This window comes from Roseicella frigidaeris (assembly GCF_003258945.1).
GTDB classification, from domain to species: domain Bacteria; phylum Pseudomonadota; class Alphaproteobacteria; order Acetobacterales; family Acetobacteraceae; genus Paracraurococcus; species Paracraurococcus frigidaeris.
In genome coordinates, this window is record NZ_QLIX01000001.1 from 249,321 (window position 1) to 270,181 (window position 20,861).

Below are 20,861 nucleotides of genomic sequence, written 5' to 3' on the forward strand. Positions count from 1 at the left end.
CGCATGGGGGAGAGGCGCCACGGCCCCCGGGTGACCGGCCGGCGAGCGAGAGGAAACGATCCATGGATGATTCACCCAAGGCCGGACTGGCCGGCGCGCTCGCCGATGGCCGCACCGCCCGCGTCACGCCGGAGGAGGCGCTGGCGCTGCATGCCGAGGGGCGGCCGGGCAAGCTCGAGATCCGCCTGACCAAGCCGCTGATCACCGCCCGCGACCTCTCCCTCGCCTACAGCCCGGGCGTCGCCGAGCCCTGCCTGCACATCCACCGCGACCCGAAGCTCGCCTATGACTACACGGCCAAGGGGAATTTCGTGGCCGTGATCTCGAACGGCACGGCGGTGCTCGGCCTCGGCAATCTCGGCGCGCTGGCCTCGAAGCCGGTGATGGAGGGCAAGGTGGCGCTGTTCAAGCGCTTCGCCGATGTCGACGGCATCGATCTCTGCCTCGACACCGAGGATGCCGACGAGTTCGTCAACGCCGTCCGCTTCCTCGGTCCCTCCTTCGGCGGCATCAACCTCGAGGACATCAAGGCGCCCGAGTGCTTCGTCATCGAGCAGCGGCTGCGCGAGGTGATGGACATCCCGGTCTTCCACGACGACCAGCACGGCACGGCGATCGTCGCCGCCGCCGGGCTGATCAACGCCGCGCACCTGACCGGGCGCGACCTCGCCGAGACGCGGCTGGTCATCAACGGCGCCGGCTCGGCCGCCATCGCCTGCGCCGAGCTGCTGCGGGCCATGGGGATGCGGCCCGAGAACATCATCATGTGCGACACCAAGGGCGTGCTCTGGCGGGGCCGCACCGAGGGCATGAACCAGTGGAAGTCGGCGCATGCGGTGGAGACCCGGGCGCGGACGCTGAGCCAGGCGCTGGAGGGCGCCGACGTCTTCTTCGGCCTCTCGGTCAAGGGCGCGGTGACGCAGGAGATGGTCCGCGCCATGGCCGACCGGCCGATCATCTTCGCCATGGCCAATCCCGACCCGGAGATCACGCCGGAGGAGGCGCGGGCGGCGCGGCCGGACTGCATCGTGGCGACCGGGCGCTCGGACTACCCGAACCAGGTCAACAATGTCCTCGGCTTCCCCTTCATCTTCCGCGGCGCCCTCGATGTCCGGGCGAGCACCATCAACGATGCGATGAAGATCGCCGCCGCCCGGGCGCTGGCCCTGCTGGCGCGCGAGGACGTGCCGGAGGAGGTGGGCTCGGCCGGGGCGGGCAAGTCGCTGCGCTTCGGCCCGGAATACATCATCCCGAACGCCTTCGACCCGCGGCTCATCAGCCGCGTCCCGGTCGCCGTCGCCAAGGCGGCGATCGACAGCGGCGTGGCGCGTCGGCCGATCCCCGACCTGCAGCGCTACGCCCGCAGCCTCGCCGGCCGGCTGGACCCGACGGCCAATGCGCTCGAGCTCATCACCGAGCGGGTGCGGGCCAACCCGAAGACAGTCGTCTTCGCCGAGGGCGAGGAGGAGAAGGTCATCCGCGCCGCCATCGCCTTCCAGCAGGCGGGCTACGGCACGCCGGTGCTGGTCGGGCGGGAGGACCGCATCCAGGCGACGACGCGCGCCCTCGGCCTGCCCCTGCCGGAGGGCATCGTCATCCGCAACGCCCGGCTGTCGGACAGCAACCGGCGCTACGCCGAGTTCCTCTACCGCCGGCAGCAGCGGCACGGCTTCCTGTTCCGCGACTGCCAGCGCCTGGTCAACCAGGACCGCAACGTCTTCGCCGCCTGCATGGTGGCGACGGGCGATGCCGATGCGCTGGTCACCGGCGTCACCCGCAGCTACTCGGTGGCGCTCGAGGGCATCACCACGGTGATCGACCCGGTGCCGGGCAGCGTCATGTTCGGCCTGACCCTGCTGCTGGCCCGCGTCTCCGGCACGGTGGTCGTCGCCGACACCGCGATCCACGAGCGGCCGGACGCCGCGACGCTGGCCGAGATCGCCACCCAGTCCGCCGCCGCGGCGCGCCGGCTCGGGCACGAGCCGCGGGTCGCCTTCCTCTCCTTCTCGACCTTCGGCGACCCCAAGGGCTCCATCCCCGGCAGCATCCGCGAGGCGGTGAAGCTGCTCGACGAGCGGCAGGTGGATTTCGAGTATGACGGCGAGATGGCGGCCGATGTCGCGCTGAACCCGGCCCTCCGGGCGCATCTCTATCCCTTCTGCCGGCTGACCGGCCCGGCGAACGTGCTGGTGATGCCCGGGCTGCACGCCGCCCATATCCTCACCAAGGCGGTGCCGCACCTGACCAGCGGCACGGCGATCGGGCCGCTGCTCATGGGGCTCTCGAAGCCGGTGCAGATCGTGCCGGTCGATGCCGGGGTCGGGCAGCTCCTCGACATGGCCTGCCTCGCGGCGCATGCCGCCTCGGCGCGCTGACCGGCCCGCGCCGCGAACCTCTCGGGTCCGCCATGCCGGAGCAGCCTCTCTTCACCATCGGCTATGAGGGCGCCACCCCCGACCGGCTGATCGAGTCCCTGCGCGAGGCCGGGGTGACCACCCTGGTCGATGTCCGGGAGCTGGCGAACAGCCGCCGGCCCGGATTCGCCAAGCGCGCCCTGTCGCAATCGCTGGAGGCGGCCGGCATCGGCTATCGGCACATGCGCGCCCTCGGCACCCCGGCCGAGGGGCGGGCCGCCGTCCGGGCGGGGCGCTATGGCGAGATGCGGCGGATCTTCGGGGCAAGGCTGGCGGGCACCGAGGCGCAGGCGGCGCTCGGGGATCTGGCCGCCTCGGCGCGGGCGGGGCGGGTCTGCCTGCTCTGCCTGGAGCGGGATCCGGCGCAGTGCCATCGCACGCTGGTTGCAGAAGCTGTTGCAAGCCATGGTGGGTTTGCCATTGTCCACCTCAGCGCGGCCGGCGCCCTCCCGGCCTGACCAGGGGGAGACGCATGGCCCTGAGCCTGATCCTGCACGACCTCGCCGCCCTCGAATCGGAGGACGAGACGCGCTTCTTCGAGGCGATCTTCCAGATTGCGCCGGAGCACTGGCGCCTATCGGCCGGGGCCACCCTGCTCGAGACCGGGGTATCGCCGAGCTACCTGCGCGACCACCTGCTGCGGGCGCTGCCCGAGCCATTGCGGAGCATGACGCAGCTCCTGGTCACCCGGGTCTCCGCCGACGCGGCCTGGAACGGCCTGCCCACGGTGGGCGAGCAATGGCTGAAGGACGCCCTCGCGCCCTGAGGCCGCAGTCCCCGGCCCAGGGCGCCGGCCCCCCTCAGCCACGCATGTAGCGCCGCTCCGGACGGTAATGCAGGTAGCGGTGCAGGCGGTGGCGGAGGCGACGAAGGAGGCGCTGCAACATCGGCCGGCGGTCCATGGTTCCCCGGTTGAGGGCCTACCGATAACAGCGTGGAATTGCGGAATAGTTACGGCACCCGTTGCCCCGCGACGACCACGATTCCCACCGAGGTCGCGGGGTAGCCGGCGATCGAGAGCCGCAGATGCGGCGGCGAGATCGGGCCGAGCGGTACGCGGCCCTCCTCGAAGGGCGGGACATCGACGAACTGGTCCATCACGCCGATCGGGTGCCGGTCGTCGAGCGGCAGCATGCGGTGGCCGCGCGCCGCCAGCCGGGCGGCCAGCGCCTCGAGATGCCGGCGCTGGAACAGCACGGTGCTGCCGCGGTCGGGCGTCGAGGCCTCCGGGTCGAGGTTCAGCTCGGTGGTGTGCACCGCGACGCCGCCCGGGCGCAGGCAGCGCATCGCCGTCTCGACGAAGGCGAGCCCCGCCTCGTGCGAGCCGAGATGCTCCATCGAGCAGGCCGACCAGACGATGTCGCGGCTGCCGTCCAGCAGCGCTTCCGGCAGCTCGGCCATGTCGGCGCTGCGGAAGCTGACCAGCCGGTCGAAGGCGGCGCGGTCCGAGAGATGCGGCCGGAAGAGCCGGTCTGTGCCGGCGCCGTGCTGGCCGGTGGCGATCCAGTCCTGCGCCCGCATGTCCTCGGCGGCGATGTCGGTCGCCAGCACCTCGACCCCATGGGAGGCGAGGATGGCCGGCAGCGGCTCCTCGCCCACCGCGAAGCCGATGGCGCGCCGGCCGGGTGCCAGCAGGCCGGCCTCCCAGAGCACCTGGAGGATGTAGCAATCCTCCCAGAGCTTGCGGTGGTAGAAGGGCGTGGTGCCGAGCGCCCGGCACCAGTGCCGCACCCAGGGGCCCTCGATATCGGCCTGCCGGCAGGTGCGGCTGGTCAGGCCGGCCGACGCCGGGGCCTCCGGCAGCGCCACCGCCGGCCCGGCCAGGCCGGCGGCGTAGTGGCGCTGCACCAGGTCGTTGCCCAGCACCTTCACGCTCCAGCGGAGCATCTCCGCCTCGCGGGTCTGCAGCCTCAGCCACTCGGCCGGAGGGTTGAGGTTGCCGCGGCGCCGGGCGCGGGCGAGGGAGCGGAACAGGCTGAGCGGCATGCCCCCGCATGTGCCGCAGCCGGGTTACCAACAAAATGAGCGCGCCCCGCCGCCTGCGCCAGGCCGGCCTGCATCGATGCCGGCCCGCGGCTCATGCCGCGACGCCAGGCGGCGCGGCGGCGCGGCGCCCGGCGTTCGGGGGACAGGAAGGCGAAACCGTCCTGCCTTCGGCATGCGGGCCTCGATGGGGCGCCATCGAGGCCCTCCAGCCTCACCCGTCGAGCCGGATGCCGAGCTCGCGGATCAGCGGCCGCCACTCGGCGTTCTCGCGGGCGACGAATTGCTGGAACTCCGCCGGGCTCCAGGGCGCGCTCTCGATGCCGAGATCGCGGTAGCGGGCCTGCACGTCATCGGCGGCGACGCCGGCCTGCAACGCCTCGGCGAGCCGCGCCACGATTGGCGCCGGGACGCCGGTGGGCACGCTCATGCCCTGCCAGCCATAGGCGACGGCATTGGCATGGCCGAGCTCGCGCAGCGTCGGCACGTCGGGCGCGCGCGGGCTGCGCGCCTCGGAGAAGCAGCAGAGCGTCTTCACCTTGCCGGTGGCGATGAAGGGGATGCCGGAGGCGCAGTCGATCACCACGCTGTCCACATTGCCGGCGAGCAGGTCCTGCATCGCCGCCGGGCCGCCGCGATAGGGGACGTGCGTCGCCTCCAACCCGGTGCGGCGCTTGACCATCTCCATCGCCAGGTGATGCGGCGAGGCCACGGCCGGGGAGCCGTAATTCGGCACGCGGATCTTCGAGCGGGCGAGGAAATCGGCGAAATCCCGCACCGGGTCGTCCGGACGGACCACGATGAAGAGCGGGAAGCGGCCGATGAAGCCGACGCCCTGGAAATCCTTGTCCGGGTCGTAGGGCAGCCGGCTGTAGAGCGCCGGGTTGTAGACCAGGATGCCGTTGTCGACATGCAGCAGCGTGTATCCATCCGGGGCACCGCGGGCGACCGCCTCGCTGGCCACCACGGCGCCGCCGCCGGGCCGGTTCTCGACCACCACGTTCTGGCCGAGGCGGCCGCCGATATGGCCGCCGATCAGCCGCGCGAAGGTGTCGCTGGCGCCGCCCGGCGGGTAGCCGACCACCCAGCGCAGCGGCCGGTCCGGCCAGGCCTGCGCCCGCGCCGTGCCGGCGGCCAGTGCCGCCGCCCCTGTTCCCGAAAGCAGTCCACGCCGTCCCAGCATCGCATTCGCCCTGCATCGCCAGCGCCCCCCGGCTGCCGCCCGCCGCGCCCCGGCGGGGCGGGCGGCGCGGGCCGGCGGGGCCATGGCCTGATCCAAGCAAGATCCACGCCCGGAGCGTGATCGCCTGAGGTGGACGCACCGCAGGCGTGAAGCACGCGATCAAGCAACGACCTGGATCCGCTGTTCGCATCTACCGGAAAGCCTGGCCTCCCGTCACGAGGCGAGAATGAGGATCCACAGCGGCAGGGTGATCACCGCCAGCAGGTGCTCGAGCGTGGTCAGCGCCGCCATCAGCGGCGCGTCGCCGCCCATGGCGCGGGCCATGACGTAGCTCGTCGTCGCCGTCGGCAGCGCCATGAAGGTCAGCGCCGAGGCCAGGGGGAGGGGATCGAGGCCGAAGGCATGGCCGAGCCCGAGCACCATGGCCGGCACCAGCGCCAGCTTGATGACCGAGGTTGCGAGCTGCAGCCCGAGTCGGTCGCGCAGCGCGCCGGCGGTGAGCGCCGCCCCGACGCAGAGCAGGCCGAGCGCGACGGAGGCCTGGCCGAGCGTCCGGGCCAGGGGCGCGAGGCCGCGCGGCAGGCCGCCGAGGGCGGCGAGCAGGAAGCCGGCGAGGCAGGCCAGCAGCAGCGGGTTCAGGGCGAGCTGCCGCAGCGCCCGCGCCGCGGAGAAGCCGCCGCCCCGGCCGAGCGCGAAGGCGAGGGTCGTCAGCAGCTGCGCGAAGGGCACGATGAGCCCGGTGGTGATGGCGCCGAGCGAGGTGCCCGCGGCGCCGAACAGGCTGCCGGTGACGGCGAAGCCCATCAGGTTGTTGAAGCGGATGCCGCCCTGGACGACCGAGGTCATCGCCGGGTGGTCGACCCGCGCCAGCCGCGCCAGGCCGAGGCTCAGCGCCGCGCCGCCGAGCAGGGAGAGCCAGATGGCCCCCGCCATGCCGCCGATCGGCAGGCTCGCCAGGTCGACCGCGGCGATCGCCGAGCAGAGCAGGGCCGGCATCAGCACCCAGAAGACCAGCCGCTCGATCCCGGCCCAGACCGCCTCCTCCCGCAGCAGGTGGCGGCGCAGCAGGGCGCCGAGCAGCAGCAGCCCGAAGGGCGGCACGAAGACGTCGAGATAGAGGGACAAGGACCGGCGCCGCGATGCTCGATTCGGGGGGGGAGGCGGATTGGGACCGCTCGCGGCGGCCGCGTCTACAGCGGATTGCGGCCAATCCGGCGGCGCGGCGGCCGCGGGGCGCCGGGCCACGACCGGGGGCCCGCCCCTCCGCGCGCCGCCCCCGTGCCGTCTCAGGGCATCGGCCGGCCCGCGAGCTCGGCGAGGCAGGCGGCCTCGGTGCGCGGCGTCGCGCCGCTCGCCCGCGCCGCGGCATGCGCCACGCCGAGACCGTCGCCGGCCGGATAGAGCACGAGGTCGAGGGCGCAGGCCGGGCCGGCATAGAGCCAGACCTCGGCGCCGCCCTCCGCGCGGATGAGCGAGGGCTCGCCGAGCCAGCGGCGCAGCAGCGCCGGCGGGGCGCCGAGGAGCTGGGCCGCGGCGGTCGGGGCCGGGCCGCTGGCCGCGGCTGGCAGGGCGGGCATCGCCGCCGGGCTGGTGGCTGCGGTCAGGCTGACGGGGCGCGGGGCGGGCTGGGCCGGGATGCCCTGCGGCGCCAGGGCGGCCAGGCTGGCCTGGCTGCTCTCGAGGGCGTGGCGCAGCGCCTCGGCCTCGCGCTCGCCGGACGTGGCGCAGGCCGCGGCCGGGAGCAGGAGCAGCAGGCGGAGCCAGGGCGTGATCGCCATGCTCGGGCCGTGCCGAGGGTTGGGGCGGGGGCGGGCCGGCAGGAACCGCCCGCCATCGGCCCGGGCTGGTCAGGCCTCGGCCGGCGCCGGGATCACCGGGGCGGGCACCGCGGCGCGCGGCGCGGCGGCGGCCTGGGCCTCGGTCAGCATCTCCATCTGGCCGGAGACCTGGCCGCCCTCCTCGACCGAGAGCTTGCGGCAGCGCGCGGTGCCGTTGACCTTGCCGCTGGCGCGGATGACCAGGCTGTTGCGGGCGGTGATGGTGCCGTCGAAGAGGCCGGCGATCTCCGCGTCCTCGACCTGCAGCTCGCCCTTGCAGATGCCGGACTGGGCGACGAAGAGCTCGCTTGCCTGGATCATCTGGCTCTCGACCGTGCCCTCGACCACCAGGCGCTCGGCATCGGTGACGGTGCCCTGCAGGCTGATGCCGCGACCGACGACCAGGGTGCGGCGCTCGCCGGCCTCGCCGCGTAGCGGCGGCCGGGACGGCACGCCGACCGCAGGCCCCACGGGCGCGGGACGGATGCCGACGCTCGGCGTGGCGGGCGTGGCGGTCGGCTTCGGAGCCATGGACATGCTGGGCGAGTCCTTCAATGCGGGACGGAAAGGCGGCACGCCGATATCGGAATCCTTGGCGGCCGGGATCGTCGCCGGCGTCGGTTCGGCGGCCGGCACCGCCGGTCCCTCGTCACGTTTGCGGCCGAAGATGGCCATGCTGCCCCCCTTCAGAGCATGAGCGAACCAAGCGTCCGGGCGGTCCGGCGCGGCGTGTCGCGCAAGGTCCCCGGCTACCATGCAGGCTCGTGGTAACACAACCGAGAGATCGCATTTCCGAGAGGATTTTTTCCCGGCTATTTCCAGTCAACCACGTTGCAGGAGATGCGTCATCGCCGCCGTGCCGAGAACCGGCACGAGGAGGTTCACGACCGGCACCAGGGCAAGCGTCGCCAGCACCGCGCCGAGGCCGAGCACCTGCCACTCCCGGCTGCGCCGCAGCCTCCGCGCCGCCTCCACCGTCATGCGCCGCTGCGCCACCCCCTCGAACAGCCCGTGGCCGAGGGCGACGGTCGAGATCAGCCAGAAGGCCGCCGCCCCGAAGGGCGGCGCGAAGAGGGCGAGCGGCAGCGCGAGCAGCGAGAGCGCCGCCATCACCAGGCCGAGCTTGAGGTTGAAGCCGATCTGGGCGCCGAGCGTGGCGCCTTCGGCCGGCGGCAGGCTGGGGTAGTAGCGCCGCTCCACCGCCGCCGCCACCGGATCGAGGAACAGGCCGGAGATCGCCAGCATGGCGGGGATGAAGAGCCAGTAGGCCAGCCCCAGCGTGAGCAGCCCGCCGAAGGTCGCGGCGGCGGTGGCCAGCCAGCCCGTGCCGCCGGCCAGCGCGCCAGTGCCCCAGGCGGCGAGGAGGGCGAGGCCGGCGAAGACCGCGACCGCGCCGAACAGCCCCTTGGCGAGAGGGGCGAGGAAGGCGGGGTCCGACATCTGCCGGAGCGTCAGCGTGCAGGCAGCCAGCATCATCCCATCCAGCGATGGCCCAGGCGGGGGCCCGGGCGGGGGCCCAGGCAGCGAGACCCAGGCGGCGAAACCCAGGCGGCGGTTGCCGCCACGCGGCGTTGCGGGGTATCCGCCCGCCTCAGAGTCAGCAAGGGCCGGCCATCAGGGGCCAGCCCGGGCCGCAACGCCCGCCAGCCCCATGAGGTCGCGACCGAGATGAGCGAACCCAGCCTCGATATCCTCGGCATCGGCAATGCCATCGTCGATGTGCTCGCCCGGGCGGAGGATGCCTTCCTCGAGTCGCGCAACCTGGTCAAGGGCGCGATGCGCCTGGTCGGGGCGGAGGAGGCGGAGGCGCTCTACGCCGCCATGGGCCCGGGCACCGAAAGCTCGGGCGGCTCGGCCGGCAACACCTGCGCCGTCGCCGCGGCGCTCGGCGCCCGGGTCGGCTTCCTCGGCAAGGTGGCCGACGACCAGCTCGGCCGGGTCTTCGCGCATGACATCCGCGCCGCCGGCGTGCATTTCCCGACCGCCCCGCTCGTGGGCGGCGCCCCGACCGCGCGCTGCCTGATCCTGGTCACGCCGGATGCGCAGCGCACCATGAACACCTATCTTGGCGCCTGCGTCGACTTCTCCGCCGCCGATGTCGACGAGGCCGAGGTGGCGCGCGCCCGGGTCCTCTACATGGAGGGCTACCTGTTCGACCCGCCGGCGGCGCAGGCCGCCTTCATGGAGGCGGCCCGGATCGCCCACCGGCATGGCCGGAAGGTGGCCCTCAGCCTCTCCGACGCCTTCTGCGTCGAGCGGCACCGCCAAGCCTTCCGCCGCCTGGTGCGCGAGGAGGTGGACATCCTCTTCGCCAACGAGAGCGAACTCCTCTCCCTCTACGAGACCGAGGATTTCGAGACGGCGGCGGCGCTGGCCGCCGAGGAGGTGGGGCTCGCCGCACTCACCCGCAGCGCGCTCGGCAGCCTCGTCGTCGCCGGGGCGGAGCGGCACGCGGTCGCCGCGGTGCCGGCGCGGGTGGTCGACACCACCGGCGCCGGCGACGCCTATGCCGCCGGCTTCCTCGCCGCCTATGCCCGCGACCTTCCCCTGGCGGAGTGCGGCCGCTGGGGCTCGGCCGCCGCGGCCGAGATCATCTCGCATTTCGGGGCCCGGCCGCAGGGCGACCTCAAGGCCCTGATCCTGGCCGGCCCGGGGAATCGCCCCGTCTCCTCGGTGCTGGGCTGAGGCGGGCGGGCACCCGGCCGCCGCCCCGCGCTCAGATGGCGGCTGCCCTGCGGCATTAAGGCTCGCATTTCCGGCGGCCTCGCCCTATCTGTGCGGCGCAACATGCCGCCCTGCTGCGCCGCCCGAGCCGATCGCCCCTGCGACCGGGGCGCGTCGTTTCGCGTTGCGGCACCCAGGGACATGACCCCGCATGGAACTCCGTAACGTCGCGATCATCGCGCATGTCGACCATGGCAAGACAACGCTGGTCGACAACCTCCTGAAGCAGGCCGGCGCCTTCCGCGCCAACCAGCAGGTGGCCGAGCGGGCGCTCGACCGCAACGACCTGGAGCGCGAGCGCGGCATCACCATCCTCGCCAAGTCCACCGCCGTCGAGTGGAAGGGCGTGAAGATCAACATCGTCGACACCCCCGGCCACGCCGATTTCGGCGGCGAGGTGGAGCGCATCCTCTCCATGGTGGACGGCGCCATCGTGCTCTGCGACGCCGCCGAGGGGCCGCTGCCGCAGACCAAATTCGTGCTGACCAAGGCGCTGGCGCGGGGGCTGAAGCCCATCGTCGTCATCAACAAGGTGGACCGCCAGGACGCCCGCGCGGACGAGGTCCACAACGAGGTCTTCGACCTCTTCGCCGCCCTCGGCGCGAGCGACGAGCAGCTCGACTTCCACACCATGTTCGCCTCGGGCCGGCAGGGCTGGGCGGATATGAGCATGGACGGGCCGCGCAAGGACCTCTCGGCGCTGTTCGACCTGATCCTCTCGCATGTGCCGGCGCCGAAGGTCGAGCTCGACAAGCCCTTCGCGATGAATGCGAGCATCCTGGAGAGCGACAATTTCCTCGGCCGCATCCTCACCGGCCGCGTCGAGCAGGGCGTGGCGCGGCTCAACATGCCGGTGCGTGTGCTGCGCCAGGACGGCACGGTGGTGGAGAGCGGCCGGCTGACCAAGCTGATGACCTTCTCCGGCCTCGAGCGCGTGCCGGTCGAGGAGGTGCAGGCGGGCGACATCATCGCCATCGCCGGCCTCTCGGACGCGACCATCCCGGACACCATCGCCGCCCCCGAGGTGACCGAGCCGCTGCCGGCCATCCCGGTCGATCCGCCGACCCTCGCCATGACCTTCCGCATCAATGACGGCCCGCTCGGCGGCCGCGAGGGCAAGAAGGTCACCTCCCGCCAGATCCGCGACCGTCTCTTCAAGGAGACGGAGGGCAATGTCGCGATCAAGGTGAAGGACAGCGAGGAGGCGGACAGCTTCGAGGTCGCCGGCCGCGGCGAGCTGCAGCTCGGCGTGCTGATCGAGCAGATGCGGCGCGAGGGCTTCGAGCTGACCATCGGCCGCCCGCGCGTGCTGACCCGCGAGAACCCGGAGACCGGCGCCCGCGAGGAGCCCTATGAGGAGGCGCTGATCGACGTGGACGAGGCCTATTCCGGCGTCGTCGTCGAGAAGATGTCGCTGCGCAAGGGCCAGATGCAGGACATGCGGCCCTCGGGCGGCGGCAAGGTGCGGCTGACCTTCCTCATCCCCTCGCGCGGCCTCATCGGCTACCACGGGGAGTTCATGACCGACACCCGCGGCACCGGCATGATGAACCGGCTGTTCCACGGCTACGGCCCCTGGGCCGGGACGATCGAGGGCCGGCGCAACGGCAGCCTGATCTCCAACTCGGATGGCGAGGCGGTGCAGTACGCGCTGTTCTACCTGCAGGAGCGCGGCACGCTCTTCGTCGATCCGGGCGTGAAGGTCTATGTCGGCATGATCCTCGGCGAGCACTCTCGGGACAACGACCTGGAAGTGAACCCGATCAAGGAGAAGAAGCTCACCAACATCCGCGCCGCCGGCAAGGACGAGGCGCTGCTGCTGACGCCGCCGCGGCGGATGAGCCTCGAGCAGGCCATCGCCTATATCGAGGATGACGAGCTGGTGGAGGTGACGCCGGGCGCCATCCGGCTGCGCAAGCGCCATCTCGACCCGCATGAGCGCAAGAAGCATGCGCGCCGGGCGGAGAGCGAGGCGGCGTAAGAGCTTCCCGCGAGACCGCTTCGTGGTTCTGCGGGCGTCGCAGCGGATTCGAAGGGGCGGGGGCCGCAGGGCTCCCGTCTTTTTTGCATCCCCCTTGTCCGTCGCGAGCCCCATGACCGCCATCCCGCTTCGAGTTCCCCCGCATGCCCTCCGGCCGCATCCCTGACAGCCGCCGCCTGGACCATGATCCCTTCACTCGGGTTCGCGGATCATGGTCCAGGCCCTTGTTTGATCGCGTGATCCACGCTTTCGGTGAGTCCACCTCAATCGATCACGCTCCAGCGCCGCGGCCATGATCGGCTTCCTGCGCGCCCTGCTGCCGGCGCCGATGCGGATCAGCTGGCTGGAACGGCTGCGCGCCTGCGGCGGCGCGCTGCTCGGCCTGCTGGCCGCCGGTTTCGCCACGCGGCTGCTGGTCGGCGCCGGCGGACCCCTGCCGCTGCTGCTCGCCCCGATGGGCGCCTCCGCCGTGCTGCTCTTCGGCGTGCCGGCCAGCCCGTTGGCGCAGCCCTGGCCGGTGCTGGCGGGCAATGTGGTCTCGGCGGGAATCGGCATCCTCTGCGCTGGCTGGATCCCCGACCCGCTGGTCGCCGCCCCGGTGGCGGTGGCCACGGCGATCGGCGCCATGCTGGCGCTGCGCTGCCTGCATCCGCCGGGCGGCGCGGTCGCCCTGCTGACCGCGACGGGCGGCCCGGCCATCCAGGCCGCGGGCTGGGGCTTCGCCCTCAACCCGGTGGGCGTCAATTCGGCCCTGCTGGTCCTGGCTGCCATCGCCTTCAACACCCTGGCGGGGCGGCGCTATCCGCATGCGCCGCAGGCCGCGCCCGGCCACCAGACCCGCGACCCCGAGCCGGCGCAGCGGCTGGGCTTCAGCACCGTCGATCTGGACGCCGTGCTGCGGCGCCACGACCAGGTGCTGGACATCGCCCGCGACGACCTGGAAAGCCTGTTCCGCGAGGCGGAGATGGCTGCCTATCATCGTCGCCTGGGCGAGATCACCTGCGCCGACATCATATCGCGCGACGTCGTCGCGGTGGAGTTCGGCACGCCCCTGCAGGAGGCCTGGACGCTGCTGCGGCGGCACCGGGTCAGCGCCCTGCCGGTGCTGGACCGGGCGCGGCGGGTGATCGGCATCGTCACCCTGGCGGATTTCGTGAAGCATGCCGATCTCGACCGGCTGGACGGGCTGCGGGACCGGCTGCGCCGCTTCCTGCGGCCGGCGCCGGGCGTCTTCTCCGAGAAGCCGGAGGTCGTGGGCCAGATCATGGCCGCGCCGGTCCGCACCATCCCGATGGACACGCATGTCGTCGCGCTGGTGCCGGTGATGGCGGGCGGCCTGCACCAAGTGCCGATCATCGACCGGGAGCGCCGCCTGGTTGGCATGGTGGCGCAGTCCGACCTGGTCGCCGCGCTGTATCACGGCCGGCTGGCCGAGGCGGAGGCGCCGCCCGCCCGCCCCTTCGCGCGCATCGGGCCGGGGCTGCGCGGCGCCGGCTGAGCCGCCGCGCCGGCCGTTGTCCTGCCGCGGCGCGGTTTTGTGGGCGAGTTCCGGCAGGCGCTACACTCGCCGGGAAGCAGCCGCGCGAGCCCCCATGCCCGACACCCCGCCCGCCATCCGCACCCGCGTCACCGAGCTTCTCGGCATCCGCTACCCGATCGTCCAGGGCGGCCTCGCCCGCGTCGCCACCGCGCCGCTCGCCGCCGCCGTCTCGAATGCCGGCGGGCTTGGGCAGATCGCCACGGCCGGGCTCGACGGGCCGGCGGCGCTGCGGGCCGAGATCCGCCGCTGCCGGGCGCTGACCGACCAGCCCTTCGCGGTGAATTTCCCGATCGGCCGGCAGGATATCTGGCCGGGGCTGGAGGCGGCGCTGGAGGAGGGGGTGCGCATCATCGCGCTCACCGCCGGCAACCCCGCCCCCTATCTCCGCCGCTGCCAGGAGGCGGGGGCGAAGACCCTGGTGCTCACCGCCGGGCCGGAGCTGGCGCGGAAGGCCGAGGCGGCCGGGGCCGACATGGTGGCGACGGTCGGCTATGAGGGCGGCGGCCATATCGGCCGCTCGGACGAGACGACGCTGGTCATGGTCCCGCGCACGGTCGCGGCGGTGAAGATCCCGGTGCTCGCCTCGGGCGGCATCGCCACCGGGGCCGGGCTGCTGGCGGCGCTCGCCCTCGGCGCCGAGGGGGTCGAGATGGGCACCCGCTTCGTCGCCACCGCCGAGGCGCAGGCGCATGACGCCTACAAGCAGGCCCTCGCCGGGGCCGCGCCGGGCGACACCATGATCATCAAGCGCACGCTCGGCATGCCGGGCCGGGTGCTGCGCAGCGCCCATGCCGAGGCCATCCTCGCCGCCGAGACCGCCGGCGCCCCGAAGGAGGAGGTCGTCGGCATGATCCTCGGCGCGCTGAACGCCCGCGGCACCGACGAGGGCGATCTCGAGGGCAGCTATGTCTGGGCCGGGCAATGCGTCGGGCTGTTCGATCAGGTCGAGCCGGCGGGCGAGGTCGTGCGCCGCATGGCGGCGGAGGCGGCCGAGGGCCTCGCCCGGCTGCGGGGCATCGTCGCATGAGCGACCCGGCGCTGCTCCCGGCCACGGCGCTGGCCGGGCTCTTCGCCCGCCGCGCCCTCTCCCCGGTCGAGGCGCTGGAGGCGGTGCTCGCCCGCATCGCGGCGCTGAACCCGCGGCTGAACGCCATCGTCGCGCTCGACGAGGCCGGCGCCCGGACCGCGGCGCGGGCCAGCGAGGCGCGCTGGCGCGACGGCCTGCCGCTCTCGCCGCTTGATGGCGTGCCGCTGACGGTGAAGGACAACATCGCCATGGCCGGGCTGCCCTGCGCCTGGGGCAGCCCGCTCTTCCGGGATGTCGCGCCGGTGCGGGACGAGCTGCCGGTGGCGCGCGCCCGGGCCGGCGGCCTGGTCCTGCTCGGCAAGACCAACGTCCCGGAATTCACCCTGCAGGGCTATACCGACAACACGCTGTTCGGCCCGACGCGCAACCCCTGGAACCCGGCGCTGACGCCGGGCGGTTCCTCCGGCGGGGCGGTCGCCGCCGTCGCGGCCGGGCTCGGGCCGCTCGCCCTCGGCACCGATGGCGGCGGCTCGATCCGCCGGCCGGCCTCGCATACCAGCCTCATCGGGCTGAAGCCCTCGCCGGGGCGGGTGCCGCGCTGCGACGGGCTGCCGGCCATCCTGCTCGATCTCGAGCAGATCGGGCCGATCGCCCGCACCACCGCCGATCTGGTCGCGCTGCTCGCCCTGCTGGCGCCGGGCGATGCGCGCGACCCGGCGAGCCGCGCCCTGCCGGGCTTCGCGGTGCCGCCCGCCGTGGCGCCGCAGCGCATCCTCTTCGTGCCGCGCTTCGGCGCCAACCCGGTCGATCCGGAGATCGCCACCAGCACCGCCATCGCCGCCGCGCGGCTCGGCGCGCTCGGGCATATGGTGGAGGAGGGCGAGGCGCCCTTCACCACCGAGGAATTGGCGGCGCTGTTCGGCCCCATCGGCCAGGCCGGCCTCGCCTGGCTGCTGGCGGCGCGGGGCGGCGCGCCGGAGGCGCCGATGCTGCGCGAGATGGCGGCGGCCGGCCGCGACCTGCCGGCGACGGCGCTCTTCGCCGCGCTCGACGGCATCGCCGGCTTCCGCCGCCGCATGGCCGGGTTCTTCCAGGCCTGGGACCTGATCCTGACCCCCGCCGCCGCGGCGCTGCCCTGGCCGGCGGATCAGGTGGCGCCGCCGGTCATCGACGGCCAGCCGGTTGGGCCGCGCGGCCATGCGGTCTTCACCAATTTCGCCAACCTGGCCGGGCTGCCGGGCCTCGCCCTGCCCTGCCAGCCGGCCGAGAACGGGTTGCCCATCGGCTTCCAGCTCGTCGGCCCGGCGGGGTCGGATGGGCTGCTCTGCGCCCTGGCGGCGCAGTGGGAGGCGGCGCAGCCCTGGGCGGATCGCTGGTCGGCGCTGCCCCCCGAGATCGCCGATCCGCGCAACGCCTGAGCGCGGCCCGGCGTCTACTCCACCGTGATGTTCGCGGTGCGGATCACCGTGCCCCAGCGCTCGGTCTCGGCGCGCAGGAAGGCGCCGGTCGCAGCCGGGTCGCGGCCCTCCACCACGAAGCCGAGATCCTGCAGCCGGGCCGCCATCGCCGGCTCCCGCACGATGCGGCCGACCTCGGCGGAGAGGCGTGCGACGAGCTCGGCCGGCGTGCCGGCGGGCGCGAGCAGCATGCACCAGGAGCTGACGACGAAATCCGGGACGCCGCCCTCGATCACGGTCGGCAGCTCCGGCGCGAAGGCGGTGCGCGCGGCCGCGGCGATGCCGAGCGGGCGGATGGTGCCGGCCTCGAATTGCGACTTCAGCGTCGAGTAGGTGTCGAAGAGCAGGCCGATATTGCCGGACATCAGGTCCTGCAGCGCCGGCTGGGTGCCGCGATAGGGGATGTGCTCCATCTGCACGCCGGTGTCGATCTTCAGCAGCTCCATCGCCAGATGCGCCGTCGCGCCGATGCCGCTCGAGCCGTAATTGACCTTCCCGGGATTCTTGCGGGCGTAGTCCAGGTAGTCGCGCAGGGTCTTGCCGGCGATCTTGGTGCTGCCGGCAAGGACCAGCGGCGCCGTCACCATCAGGGAGAGCGGCGCGAAGCTGGCGATCGGGTCGAAGGGCATCTTCCCCGCCTGCAGCGTCGCATTCGCCGCATGCGCCGGCAGCACCGTCACCAGCGTGTAGCCATCGGGCGGGCTGGCGGCCGCGGCGGCGGCGCCGACGATGCTGTTGGCCCCGGGCCGGTTCTCCACCACCACGGGCTGGCCGAGCGCCTTGCCCAGCGGCTCGGCGACGAGGCGGGTGGCGATGTCGGTGGTGCCGCCCGGCGTGTAGGGGACGATGATGCGCAGCGGCCGGTCCGGATAGCCGGCGGCGCGGGCGGGCCACGGGGCGGCGAGCGCCCCCATGCCGAGCGCCCCCATGCCGAGCGCCATGGCCGTGCGGCGGGAAAGCGGCCGCGGCATCGGGTTCGTCGTCCTGGTCATGGTGCTTCCTCGTCCTCCGTCCCGCTCCATCCGCCCACCCGGGTCACGGATCATGGCCAGGGGCCGGCGTTTGATCGCGCGATCCGCCTCCCGGCGAACCCGCCCCAGGCGAACACGCTCTATCGCGGTTCCGGCGCGGCGCCTACCGGCCGGCGCCGCCGATCAGCCGCCGCCGCAGCCGCGCCGAGAGCCCGTCGATGGCGGCGACGATGACGATCATCAGCAGGATGATGAAGGCCACCTCGTCCCAGGCGCGGACCCGGATGCGCTCGGCGATCTGCAACCCGATGCCGCCCGCCCCGACCACGCCGAGGATGGCCGCCGCCCGGGTGTTGCTCTCGAAGAAGTACAGCGCCTGGGCCAGCATCACCGGCAGCACCTGCGGCAGCACGCCGAAGCGCAGCCGCTCCGCCCAGCCGCCGCCGGCCGCCGCGACGCCCTCGACCTGCCGGCGCTCCACCGCCTCGATCGCCTCGGCATAGAGCTTGGCCAGCACCGCGATATCGGCGGTGGCGATGGCCAGCACCCCGGCCAGCGGCCCGAGCCCGACCGCCCGCACATAGGCCAGCGCCCAGATGAGCTGGTCGATGCCGCGGAAGCCGTCGAAGAGCCGCCGGATGGAGAAGCGCAGCAGCGTCGCGGTCACCAGGTTGCGGGCGCCGAGGACGCCGAGCGGCAGGGCGAGCAGCGCCGCCGCGACGGTGCCGAGCAGCGCCATGGCGACGCTCTCGGCCAGCCCCCGCAGGATGTCGCCCCAGAGCGCGCCGGGCGAGGGCGGCAGCATCAGCCGCAGGATGGTGGCGAGGCCCGAGAGCCCCTGCCAGAGCCGCGCCGGGGTGAAGCCGAACAGCGCCAGCGCCCAGCCAAGCCAGGCCAGGCAGGCGGCGGCGCCGAGCGCCCGCAGCAGGCGCCGGCGCAGCGGCGGCGCGAAGGCCTCCGGCAGCCGGGCGCGCCAGGCGGCGGTCTCCGCATCGCTCACCGCGGCGCCCCGATCAGGCGGTGGCGCAGCCGCTCGGAGAGCAGGTCGATGGCGGCGACGCAGAGGAGGATGAGCACCACGATGGCGCTGATCTCCTCATAGTAGTTCTGCGCGATGACGGTGTAGAGCTCCTGGCCGATGCCGCCGCCGCCGACGAAGCCGATGACGCTGGCGGCGCGCAGGTTGATCTCGAAGCGCAGCAGGGCGTAGCTCAACAGGTTCGGCGCCACCTGCGGCAGCACCGCGAAGCGGCAGGCCTGGGCCCAGGAGCCGCCGGCGGCGCGCGCCGCCTCGAAGCCGCCGGTCCCGGCATTCTCGATCGCCTCGGCGAAGAGCTTGCCGAGCGTGCCGGCGGTGTGCAGCGCGATCGCCAGGATGCCGGCCAGCGGCCCGACGCCGAAGGCCCAGACGAGGATCAGCGCGAAGACGATCTCCGGCACCGTCCGCATCGCCTCTAGCCCGCGCCGCGCGAGCTGGCGGGGCAGCATCCCGGCGCCGAGGTTGCGCGCCGCCGGGAAGGCGAGCAGCAGCGCCGCCGCGGCGCCCATCAGCGTCGCCAGCGCCGCCATGTTGGCGGTTTCGAAGAGCAGCCAGGACCAGGAATCGAGGCGGTAGAACCAGGCGGCGAGGCTGCCCTCGGTGTCGCTGCCGGCGAACAGAACCGGCCAGCGCAGGGTGGGCAGGATCTTGCCGAAATACTCGCCCACCCGCGGCAGGCCGGCGGCGAGGGTTGCCGGCCGCACCTCGCTCACCCAGGCGGCAACTAGCAGGCAGGCCAGCAGCAGGGCGAGGCCGAGCAGCGTCCGGTCGCGGCGGGCGCGCCGCGCCGCCCGCCAGGCCGCCTCGGCCCCGGCGAGCGCCGCCGCGGTGGTTGCGCTCAGTTGCGGCGCCGGCGCTCCGCCGCCTCCTGCCTGCGCATCTCGATCATGAAGACGTAGTCCTGATGCGTGACCTCGCGGTAGCCGGCGCCGCCGCCGCGCTCGATCTGCCGGTAGATCGCCGGATGCGCCTTGGGCAGGGCGAGGTGGAACAGCCGCATATCCTCCTTGAAGCCCGCCGGCAGCACGCTGCGCACGGTCTGCGGCCCGTTGATGATCGGGTCGGAGGTCCAGATCACCCGCATCTGGTGCATGTCGAGCAGGCCCTTCTCGACCATCGCCCGCAAGGTGCCGCGGGTGTAGCCGGCATTCACCTCGCCCTGGCCGGAGGCCCAGGTGACGGCGGCGTCGTACTGCTTCTGCACCACGGCGATCACCGCCTGCTCATGCCCGCCGGCGAAGCCGGTGCGGCCGAAATACTGCTCGGGATTGATGCCCTGGCGGCGCAGCGCGAAGCGCGGGATGAGGTAGCCGCTGGCGGAGTTGGGGTCGGACCAGGCCATCGCCTTGCCCCGCATGTCGGCGAGCGAGGTGATGCCGCTATCGGCCCGCGCCAGCATCACCGCGACATAGCTGATCGAGCCGTCCGCCTCCTCGGTGGTCAGCAGCGGCTCGACGCCGCCATTGGTCTCGATCCAGGCGGCGGCATAGGCGGCCGGGGACATGTTGGCGATGTCGAGTTGCTGCGCGCCGAAGGCCTGGATCACCCCGGCATAGTCGCTGGCCGGGTAGAGCCGGGCGGGCAGCTTGAAGGTCGCCTCCAGCAGCGCCCGGTAGTCCTCGAACCGGCCCAGCCGGTCGGCCTCGTTCTCGCCGCCGAGCAGGCCGATGCGGAGCTGCTTCATCTGCGCCCCCCAATCCCGCGGCCCGGCGGCGGGGAAGGCGATGTCGGGATCGGCGCTGCGCCGTGCCCGCGGCGGCTGGCCCTGGGCCTGACCCTGGCCCTGGCCCAAAGCGCGGCTGGTCGTCAGGGCGAGGGGTGCGACCAGGGAGGCGGCCAGGGGGACGACCAGGGCGCGGCGCGTGGGCATGCCGGGGGATCCTTTCGGGAGGCGCCGAGCGATCATGCCATCGCCGGCCGGGCCGCGGCAGCCTCGGACTCGGCGGCGAGGTCGGCCTCCGGGAGGCCGTAGACCGCTTGCAGGCGCGCCGCGTCGAGCGCCTCCGGCGGGCCGTCGAAGACGATGCGGCCGGCCTGCATGGCGACGATCCGGTCGCAATAGGCGCGGGCCGTCTCGAGATGGTGCAGGTTGACGAGCACGGTGAGGCCCTCGGCGCGGTTCGCCTGCCGCAGCGCCTGCATCACCAGCCGGGCATTGGCCGGATCGAGCGAGGCGATCGGCTCGTCGGCGAGGATCAGGCGCGGCGCCTGCAGCAGGGCGCGGCAGAGCGCGACGCGCTGCTGCTGTCCGCCCGAGAGCGTCTCCGCCCGTTGCAGCGCCAGGCCCAGCAGGTCGAAGCGCTCCAGCATGGCGAGCGCCCGCGCCCGCTCCTCGGCGGGGAAGCCGCCGGTCAGCAGCAGCCGGGCGCGGCCGAGCCCGTGCTGATAGGCCAGCCGCCCGAGCAGCGCGTTGGTGAGCACGTCGAGCCGCTGCACCAGGTTGAATTGCTGGAAGACCATGGCGCAGTTGCGCCGCCAGCGGCGCAGCGCCCGGCCGCGCAGGGCGGTCACGTCCGTCCCGTCGCACAGGATGCGGCCGGCGCTCGGCTCGACCAGCCGGTTCAGCAGCCGCAGCAGCGTGGACTTGCCGGCGCCGGAGCGGCCGATGATGCCGAGCATCTGCCCGGCGGGCACGGCGAGGCTGACCGCATCCACCGCGACCGTCGCGCCGAAGCGCCGCGTCAGCCCCTGCAATTCCAGCATCGCGCCTCCGGTTCCGGATCGC

At 73.5% G+C, this 20,861-nt stretch carries 20 protein-coding genes; 9 read left to right on the plus strand and 11 right to left on the minus strand.

The annotated features are described in order from the left end of the window. Window positions 1–62: 62 nt before the first annotated feature. Genes DOO78_RS01180 through DOO78_RS01190 form a run of 3 tightly spaced genes read left to right on the plus strand, consistent with a single transcriptional unit; the run spans window position 63 to window position 3,180 of the window. Complete coding sequence (locus DOO78_RS01180; RefSeq protein ID WP_111467884.1) at window positions 63–2,375, plus strand: NADP-dependent malic enzyme; 2,313 nt, start codon at window positions 63–65, stop codon at window positions 2,373–2,375. Window positions 2,376–2,407: 32 nt separating this feature from the next. Further along, window positions 2,408–2,872: a DUF488 domain-containing protein gene (locus tag DOO78_RS01185; protein WP_111467885.1), complete on the plus strand. Its 465-nt coding sequence runs from the start codon at window positions 2,408–2,410 to the stop codon at window positions 2,870–2,872. Window positions 2,873–2,886: 14 nt separating this feature from the next. Further along, on the plus strand, window positions 2,887–3,180 hold the full coding sequence (locus DOO78_RS01190) for a hypothetical protein (protein WP_111467886.1): 294 nt from the start codon (window positions 2,887–2,889) through the stop codon (window positions 3,178–3,180). A 185-nt stretch (window positions 3,181–3,365) separates the two neighbouring features. On the opposite strand, the gene DOO78_RS01195 is transcribed toward DOO78_RS01190, so the two are convergent. From DOO78_RS01195 to DOO78_RS01215, 5 genes are all read right to left on the minus strand, one after another. Further along, window positions 3,366–4,400 (minus strand): SAM-dependent methyltransferase, encoded by a 1,035-nt coding sequence (locus DOO78_RS01195; RefSeq protein ID WP_111467887.1) that lies wholly within the window; start codon window positions 4,398–4,400, stop codon window positions 3,366–3,368. Window positions 4,401–4,611: 211 nt separating this feature from the next. After that, a complete protein-coding gene (locus tag DOO78_RS01200; RefSeq protein WP_111467888.1) occupies window positions 4,612–5,580 on the minus strand; it encodes a Bug family tripartite tricarboxylate transporter substrate binding protein in 969 nt (322 codons plus the stop codon). A gap of 213 nt (window positions 5,581–5,793) precedes the next feature. Further along, window positions 5,794–6,705: an AEC family transporter gene (locus DOO78_RS01205; RefSeq protein ID WP_111467889.1), complete on the minus strand. Its 912-nt coding sequence runs from the start codon at window positions 6,703–6,705 to the stop codon at window positions 5,794–5,796. Between the two features lie 161 nt (window positions 6,706–6,866). Then, on the minus strand, window positions 6,867–7,358 hold the full coding sequence (locus tag DOO78_RS01210) for a hypothetical protein (RefSeq protein WP_111467890.1): 492 nt from the start codon (window positions 7,356–7,358) through the stop codon (window positions 6,867–6,869). A 69-nt stretch (window positions 7,359–7,427) separates the two neighbouring features. Continuing rightward, window positions 7,428–7,868 carry a bactofilin family protein gene (locus DOO78_RS01215; RefSeq protein WP_243634294.1) on the minus strand — a complete coding sequence of 147 codons (441 nt, stop codon included), beginning with the start codon at window positions 7,866–7,868 and terminating at the stop codon, window positions 7,428–7,430. 13 nt (window positions 7,869–7,881) lie between these two features. Between DOO78_RS01215 and DOO78_RS27290 the strand changes: the two genes are divergently transcribed. After that, window positions 7,882–8,094: a hypothetical protein gene (locus DOO78_RS27290; RefSeq protein ID WP_165838640.1), complete on the plus strand. Its 213-nt coding sequence runs from the start codon at window positions 7,882–7,884 to the stop codon at window positions 8,092–8,094. A 125-nt stretch (window positions 8,095–8,219) separates the two neighbouring features. On the opposite strand, the gene DOO78_RS01220 is transcribed toward DOO78_RS27290, so the two are convergent. Beyond that, window positions 8,220–8,837 (minus strand): EI24 domain-containing protein, encoded by a 618-nt coding sequence (locus DOO78_RS01220; RefSeq protein ID WP_243634295.1) that lies wholly within the window; start codon window positions 8,835–8,837, stop codon window positions 8,220–8,222. A 228-nt stretch (window positions 8,838–9,065) separates the two neighbouring features. Here DOO78_RS01220 and DOO78_RS01225 point away from each other — a divergent pair, with 228 nt between their 5' ends. From DOO78_RS01225 to DOO78_RS01245, 5 genes are all read left to right on the plus strand, one after another. Next, entirely contained in the window at window positions 9,066–10,082 is a 1,017-nt protein-coding gene (locus tag DOO78_RS01225) for an adenosine kinase (RefSeq protein WP_111467892.1), read from the plus strand. A gap of 190 nt (window positions 10,083–10,272) precedes the next feature. Further along, complete coding sequence (typA, locus tag DOO78_RS01230; RefSeq protein WP_111467893.1) at window positions 10,273–12,102, plus strand: translational GTPase TypA; 1,830 nt, start codon at window positions 10,273–10,275, stop codon at window positions 12,100–12,102. Between the two features lie 292 nt (window positions 12,103–12,394). Beyond that, window positions 12,395–13,600: an HPP family protein gene (locus DOO78_RS01235; protein WP_111467894.1), complete on the plus strand. Its 1,206-nt coding sequence runs from the start codon at window positions 12,395–12,397 to the stop codon at window positions 13,598–13,600. A 94-nt stretch (window positions 13,601–13,694) separates the two neighbouring features. Further along, entirely contained in the window at window positions 13,695–14,669 is a 975-nt protein-coding gene (locus DOO78_RS01240) for an NAD(P)H-dependent flavin oxidoreductase (protein ID WP_207802751.1), read from the plus strand. Next, window positions 14,666–16,087, plus strand: a complete 1,422-nt coding sequence (locus DOO78_RS01245) for an amidase (protein ID WP_111467895.1) — start codon at window positions 14,666–14,668, stop codon at window positions 16,085–16,087. The genes DOO78_RS01240 and DOO78_RS01245 overlap by 4 nt, the downstream gene beginning before the upstream one ends. 14 nt (window positions 16,088–16,101) lie before the next feature. On the opposite strand, the gene DOO78_RS01250 is transcribed toward DOO78_RS01245, so the two are convergent. From DOO78_RS01250 to phnC, 5 genes are all read right to left on the minus strand, one after another. Further along, on the minus strand, window positions 16,102–17,118 hold the full coding sequence (locus DOO78_RS01250) for a Bug family tripartite tricarboxylate transporter substrate binding protein (RefSeq protein WP_165838661.1): 1,017 nt from the start codon (window positions 17,116–17,118) through the stop codon (window positions 16,102–16,104). A gap of 142 nt (window positions 17,119–17,260) precedes the next feature. Next, on the minus strand, window positions 17,261–18,097 hold the full coding sequence (phnE, locus tag DOO78_RS01255) for a phosphonate ABC transporter, permease protein PhnE (protein ID WP_111467897.1): 837 nt from the start codon (window positions 18,095–18,097) through the stop codon (window positions 17,261–17,263). After that, complete coding sequence (gene phnE / locus DOO78_RS01260) at window positions 18,094–18,978, minus strand: phosphonate ABC transporter, permease protein PhnE (RefSeq protein WP_111467898.1); 885 nt, start codon at window positions 18,976–18,978, stop codon at window positions 18,094–18,096. Before phnE (DOO78_RS01260) ends, phnE (DOO78_RS01255) begins: the two co-directional genes overlap by 4 nt. Next, window positions 18,975–20,006 (minus strand): phosphate/phosphite/phosphonate ABC transporter substrate-binding protein, encoded by a 1,032-nt coding sequence (phnD, locus tag DOO78_RS01265; RefSeq protein WP_111467899.1) that lies wholly within the window; start codon window positions 20,004–20,006, stop codon window positions 18,975–18,977. The genes phnE (DOO78_RS01260) and phnD overlap by 4 nt, the downstream gene beginning before the upstream one ends. A gap of 32 nt (window positions 20,007–20,038) precedes the next feature. Next, window positions 20,039–20,839 carry a phosphonate ABC transporter ATP-binding protein gene (phnC, locus tag DOO78_RS01270; RefSeq protein WP_111467900.1) on the minus strand — a complete coding sequence of 267 codons (801 nt, stop codon included), beginning with the start codon at window positions 20,837–20,839 and terminating at the stop codon, window positions 20,039–20,041. Window positions 20,840–20,861: the final 22 nt, after the last annotated feature.